General features: G+C 64.9%; 6 protein-coding genes. All 6 read right to left on the reverse strand.

Annotation, left to right across the window (positions count from 1 at the left end; genetic code table 11):
* On the reverse strand, positions 1 to 501 hold a 501-nt coding region (locus Aco03nite_RS52190; protein ID WP_203810699.1), incomplete at its 3' end, for an anti-sigma factor.
* Entirely contained in the window at positions 498 to 1118 is a 621-nt protein-coding gene (sigK, locus tag Aco03nite_RS52195; protein WP_203810701.1) for an ECF RNA polymerase sigma factor SigK, read from the reverse strand. The genes Aco03nite_RS52190 and sigK, both read right to left, overlap by 4 nt.
* 804 nt (positions 1119 to 1922) lie before the next feature.
* Complete coding sequence (locus Aco03nite_RS52200; RefSeq protein ID WP_203810703.1) at positions 1923 to 2354, reverse strand: GAF domain-containing protein; 432 nt, start codon at positions 2352 to 2354, stop codon at positions 1923 to 1925.
* Positions 2355 to 3859: 1505 nt separating this feature from the next.
* A complete protein-coding gene (locus tag Aco03nite_RS52205) occupies positions 3860 to 4264 on the reverse strand; it encodes an ASCH domain-containing protein (protein ID WP_203810705.1) in 405 nt (134 codons plus the stop codon).
* Positions 4261 to 4932, reverse strand: a complete 672-nt coding sequence (locus Aco03nite_RS52210) for a Type 1 glutamine amidotransferase-like domain-containing protein (RefSeq protein ID WP_203810707.1) — start codon at positions 4930 to 4932, stop codon at positions 4261 to 4263. Before Aco03nite_RS52210 ends, Aco03nite_RS52205 begins: the two co-directional genes overlap by 4 nt.
* A 155-nt stretch (positions 4933 to 5087) precedes the next feature.
* Positions 5088 to 5264 (reverse strand): hypothetical protein, encoded by a 177-nt coding sequence (locus Aco03nite_RS52215; RefSeq protein WP_203810709.1) that lies wholly within the window; start codon positions 5262 to 5264, stop codon positions 5088 to 5090.
* Positions 5265 to 6011 lie beyond the last annotated feature (747 nt).

Raw genomic sequence — 6011 nt, forward strand, 5'->3', positions numbered from 1 at the left:
TCCGGAATCCCGCAGCCGCGAGTACGCCACGGTCACCTTGCCGCCGTCGGCCAGCACCTGATCCCGCAGCACCACATCGGGGGCAGCCAGCACCCCACGTACCTCGGCCTCCTGATCGCGCGCTGTCTCGGCGACAGTGCGCTCATCACGTACCCGCTGCTCCTGAACCACGAAGACCGCCGTGCCGGTCCCGGCCGCGGCGACCACCGCAGCGGCGGCCGCCATCCACCGCGACCTGTGGGGCCGCCGCGACGGGCGCTGCGCGACCACCACCGGGACCTGGCGGGTGGTAGCCACCGCCGCCAGCACGCTGTCCCGCAGTCCCGGCGGCGGCACCGACCACGCACCATCGGCCAACCGGGACGCGGTCTCCCGCCACTCGCCGACCTCCACCCGGCACTCGTCACACTCCCGCAGATGCCGCTCGACCGCGGCCCGCTCCAGATCGTCGACAGCGTCCAGCACGTACGCCCCGACCAGCGAGTGAATGTCCGCGCTCATGCCGCCACCCCCACACCCAGGCAGTCACGCAACCGGATCAGCCCGTCACGCATCCGCGTCTTCACCGTGCCCAGCGGCGTCTTCAACAACTCCGCCACCTGCGGATACGAATGCCCCTGGTAATACGCCATGGTCACCACCTGACGCTGCAACTCCGTCAGGTCGTCCAGACAGCGCCGCACCTGCTGACGTTCCAGCCGCCCGGACACCTCGTCGGCCACCGCGTCATACGGGGTGTCCAGCGCCGCGGCACCGGCCCGGACCGTCCGCGCGGCCGCAGCCTGCTCGGTCCGCACCCGGTCCACGGCCCGCCGGTGGGCGATGGTGAACACCCACGCCGTCGCCGACCCCACCTCCGGATCGAACCGCGCCGCCGTCCGCCACACCTCGACCAGCACCTCCTGCGCGACCTCCTCAGCCTGCGCGGCATCGCGCAGTACCCGCCGGATCAGCCCATACACCCGCGGCGCGGCCAAGTCGTAGAGCTGGGCGAACGCCCGCTCGTCACCACGTCCGACCGCCCGTAACAGCCCGTCCGCGTCCACCCGCTCCGCCGGATCCGGCGGAGGCACCGGAGTCAGATGCTCCGCCCTTCGGCTCGTACCGCGCTCCGCCATCGACAACCATCCTTCGTCGAGTTGAATGCTCCCGCAACGATTCGGAGCCGAGCCCTCACCGGATGGGCCTGATATCCGAAAATCTCTGGTCGCCGTGAGCGGAAACCACCAACTTTAGAGGTGAGAAGGGCTGCACCAGCCACCATTTGCGAAGCAACAATGCTTCTCAACTCCCAAAATCCACTATGGCCGAAAAGGTCTGCGACTCACATGTAACCCTCTCGGGCATTGACGTTTGGCTACGGCGACGGCCGCTGCGACGTCGAGGTCGGCACCCCAAGATCAAAAATCCCGATACCAGCTCCAACGACGCCTCTGCCAGCGGGTCTGATGACAGATCATCTGCACTTATGAGCAGGTGGAACTGAGTGCAGATGTGATCGCGCGGCTTGGTGGGCAGCCCGCAGGCAAGGGTGCCTGGTACATAAGGTCGGGTGTCTTCACCACCGCTGACGGCTTTACGCGCTACCAACGCTGTCGCCACGGCAAGTCGCCGCCTCACGAAAATCGATCAACACGGTCGAACGATAGCGGCTGAACGAGGTGGCGCAGAGCCAGCGCGGGCGAGGAAGATCATCAGAGCGTCGAAGGGTCTACCGACTCTTGATCGCCGCTGGGGTCGTCCAACACACGATCGGCTGGCTCATGCAGCGCCGCCTCGTACGCGACTACGGAACCCGGCCCGACAACTCCGCCAGCATGATCACCGTCACCATGTTCGAAATCTCGCGCACGGCGTTCACCGACGGAACCACCCCAACCCGGCGGGACTCCCAAATCACATGACACTATAAAACATGTTGATCAGACGTCGTCTCTGAAACGGGGGGTGTCATCGCCGCTCAAGATGTCTGCGAATAGTTGGGAGGCGATATCGAGGTCGAGGAGCTCTTTGGAGGACCAGCAATGAGCCCATGGAGCGGCTGCTGCTAGTAGGGCGGTCACCTGGCCGTCTTCGTCACGGACCGGGAAAGCCGCATAGGAGAGCAGACCGTACCGAGCCTGTTCCCAAGTGTCTGCTAAATCGCCCCGGGTTCCGGCATCATCGACGATCAGCGGGAGGCCCAGTCTCATCACCTCCCTGCACATAGAGTTCGCGATCAAGAATTCTTCTCCGATGGAGACTCCACTCATCCCCTGCCGTGCCACGACGACTTGACTTTCCAGATTTATGAGCGAGGCAACGACGGCTGGCGCGTGGCTGGAGGACATGGCCAGTTTCGTCAGCTTTTCCAATACTGGCCGTAAAGGCGCCCAACAAGCAGCGGTATATCGGATCCGTGATGCCACGTCACTCGTCTCTTCGGCTTCCGCCACCGACCGGGTGCAGCCTGCCGACAGCAGGTGAAGGCTTCGGGCACAGGTGGCGCACGTTTCGGGAATCCGACAGATCGCACGCTCCGAGCACCGACTAGCCACCAATCATACGTGTCGCTGCTGCCAGGTGAGGCGGTTGTAGTGACTTGATGGCATCCAGGTGTCACGACAGCGACCAGAGCGACGGGTCGATAGGACGCCATGGGACTCGGTCGGAGCGTCCGCACAGTGGTTGGGTTAGCACGTACGCGGGGCGGCCAACGTTTGGGGAAGCCTCGGCCTGCTGGCCGGCGTGGCAGACCGGGGCCCGTAAGGGCGGGCCGTCATTACCATCTCACCGGTTGACGTGGCCACCAAGCGCCTGGAGGGCAGGAGACCGAAGGATCTGCACTTTCATAGTTCAATACTGTAATTGCGGCCGAGGCGCGGTCAGAGGACGGTTCGATCTTATTGGTCTCGACTACGCGTAGGGGTCCGTTTGGAGATCGTTCAGCGGATTGGCAGTAAATATTGATCACCCGATCGCGTATAAGATGAAATGCGGTCGCGACCGGGCCGTTAGCTGCTGTTCTGTCCGTCATGAGCGACCGGGAGCCGGATCCCAGCGATGTGTCAGAGGGTGTACAAGATCGCCGAACGCCGGAAGAGAGACGGCGGCCCACATCGGTGGACCGCCTATTGCCGGTGGCACTCCTGCCCCCGCGCCGCTCCTCTACTGTCGCGGCCTACGCCACGAGGGAGTGACCTCGCCGACACGACGAGCATTACAGGAACCGACAGGCTGCGCGGGGCCTGTGGATAACTTCCCCCAGACTGTTGATAACCCAGCCCAGGCCACGCATCTGCAGTAGCCACGAGTGAAGAGCAATCCGGGCACTGACCATGGGCCAGGAACTGCTACCCAGGTCAGGAGCAGCCCAGCGCGCAATGGTGCTCCTGAACCCATCCAGTCGTTGCCGCCGGTGATGACCCGTGACCACCAGGTTGGGGGGATCCTGCTGAGCGCATCCCATTGCCAGCGCGTACGTCCGCTATGCCCGCCACGCTGCGCACCTGGTCCTCGAGCGTGACTGTCGCTTTCAGCCGAGACCACGCCTATATATGGCTGTCCACGCTCCGCCTACACACCAGTCACCGCACGGTGTGAGGAGGTCTCAACACTGGACACGAGAGTTATAGAGAGCGACGTACTCAAACTGAGACGGCGGTGGCCTGCGCGGGCACACCACCGGCAGCGGAAGCCGAAGCGATCACGTCCAGGTCGGCGCAGGCTCTGATCCGCGTGAACGCAGCGGTCCACGCCGCAGCTGCCAACCGAGCGCCCCAGGCAGAGAACGCCCGATCGGGGATCTATCGCGACGCTCCACATGCTCCTCCGGGCCGAGCACGCGCCGCCCGGCCGAACACGCGCTGCCCGTAAGACTTCAGCTCAGCGTTTCAATCAACTGGAACCATTGGGTGACGACGAGGGTGCCGTCGTCGAAGTCGGGCACGAAACCGAGGTACTCGGCCACGAAGTCGCTGCGGAAGAAGGCCTCATGGGCGGACCACCAGTCGGCGGCATCGCGGTATCCGCGGCCTTCGGCCTGGGCGTACGCGTCACCGACGGCTCCGATCGGTTCTGTGGCGACGCGAGTCAGCTCGATGACGGCGACCGGTTTCCCGGCCGAGTCGATGACGCTGTAGCGCTCGCCGGCCGTGGGCAGCGGCTCGCCCTCCTTGTAGTAGATGGCGGGTAAGCCGGTCATCGCCGTCTTGGTGCCGGCGAGAATTGCGTTGACGCCGCAGTCGCGTAGTGGGCCGGGTTCGGCAAGTTCGAGGATCTTCATGCCGCGCCGTTGAAGCACAACCAATGGCCCTCGGAGATGATCTCGACGACGCCGTCAACGACCTTGATGGCGGTTTGGTCGTCGGTCGCGTAGGCCGGGACGCCAATCTCAGCCGCCCACTTCTGCGCGGCGGCTGTGCTGTTCTCGGGGCAACCGGGCACATCGAGGTGCGGAAATATCGAGAAATCGACGACGCCGAGTGCGGTGTCACCGCCGGTGGGGTTCCAGCCGACAAAGTCGTCGCCGATGCGCGGGGTCAGCACCATACTGCCGGCGCTGAAACCCATATAGACCTTATCGCCGAGCGTGGGCAGCAGGTCAAACAGGCCGGACTCGCGCATCCAGTGGGCCAGGTAGAGCGCGTCGCCGCCGTTGACCAGCAGTACGTCCGCCTCGCGCACCCAACTAACCCACTTGTCCCGGTCGATGCTTGGCAATGCGGTCAGCTCAAGCACGCCCACGGACTTCCAGCCCAACTCGGTCATTGGATTACCGCCGCGGCCGCTGATGAAGCGCCACGACCCGGCAGGCTGGGCCCAGGGATGGCCGTACGACGCGGTCGGGATGGCGAGCGCGACACATTCCTCAATCGGTTTGCCGAGCAGGTCGAGCAGAGCCGCGTGGATGCTCGGGTTCTTGACACCGGAGTCGGTAAGCAGGAATTTCATCGTGCCCTCTCAGTAGTTGGTAGGTGATCTAGCCGAACAGGTCGCCTTGTCGTGGCCGTACGCTTGGTCCGGCGGCACCTCGAGCATGACCGGACTGGTACCGGGAAGGTGCGCGGTGAGCCCTCGTCACGCACATCGAGCTACCAGCGGCCGTCTCAGGGTTCACGGTAGAGCGCGGCGAGCCGATACAGCAGGGCGTTGTCGGTGACGATCGCTGCGATCCCGCCGACAGCCATGTCAAGGCCGTCCTCCCCGGGTAGTCGCCGGCGAGCACCAGCGCGTGCATGCGCCTCGGCGCGGCCGGTATGAAAGGAGACCTTGCCGTCGAGCATGATCGGCACCATCGGAGTCGCATAAGGGCTGGCCGTCCGGCCGGACGGTAGCAATCCAGACGATCTGTGCCTCGGCGGCGGCCCACGAGACGGCCAGGGACTTCTCGTCGTTGAAGCGCCGGTCGAGTCGCTCGGTCGTCGGCCCTATCAAATCCTCCAAAATGACCTATGTGCCCGGTGACAACGTAAGGTCCGTCGGCGAGCCGAAACGTCCACTCCGCAAATGGTCGGCCCATACCAGCCGAGAATCCACTCCGGCTCCTCACCATCGGTGTCGAAGCTGAGTGCGTTCACGGCCCACGTCAAGGGCTCCTGGGAAGGCTGAGCAGACAGGGCGAGGCAGCCGATCGGGTCGTTGCCGGACGTTCTTGTGCAGTGCGACGCCAGGTTGTAGTAGTTGCTGGCGATCACCCCGAATGTCACCACGTACACACTGAGGCGATCCCAGGGCGACGTCGCTGGGCCCAGTAAGGGCGGCGCTACGAGGGTTCTCCCGGTAGCAGTAGAACCGGGTGGCGCGGCTGCAGCCCATCTGGATGATGCAGACAGAGCAGGGCAGACGGGGCCGTGTGAACAGGCCGACCCCGGTACGGGTACGTACCAATCACCGGGCAGGTGCGCACCATCTCGGCGCCGGTTGCGACGTCGCACTCGAGACGGCGGCCCGCGTGGCTCCTGGGTGGTATCGCCGGGGACGGCCCGTGGCGGCTACCCTCGGCGGCATGGCCACCGCGACCTCGTCGTCCC

The sequence above is a fragment of the Actinoplanes couchii genome, assembly GCF_016862075.1.
Taxonomy (GTDB): Bacteria; Actinomycetota; Actinomycetes; order Mycobacteriales; family Micromonosporaceae; genus Actinoplanes; species Actinoplanes couchii.

Excerpts from the sequence above, each read along its gene's own strand:
- Aco03nite_RS52215 (WP_203810709.1), bottom strand. The coding sequence starts at position 5,264 with ATGCTCGACGGCAAGGTCTCCTTTCATACCGGCCGCGCCGAGGCGCAT.
- sigK (WP_203810701.1), bottom strand. The coding sequence starts at position 1,118 with ATGGCGGAGCGCGGTACGAGCCGAAGGGCGGAGCATCTGACTCCGGTG.
- Aco03nite_RS52205 (WP_203810705.1), bottom strand. The coding sequence starts at position 4,264 with ATGAAGATCCTCGAACTTGCCGAACCCGGCCCACTACGCGACTGCGGC.
- Aco03nite_RS52210 (WP_203810707.1), bottom strand. The coding sequence starts at position 4,932 with ATGAAATTCCTGCTTACCGACTCCGGTGTCAAGAACCCGAGCATCCAC.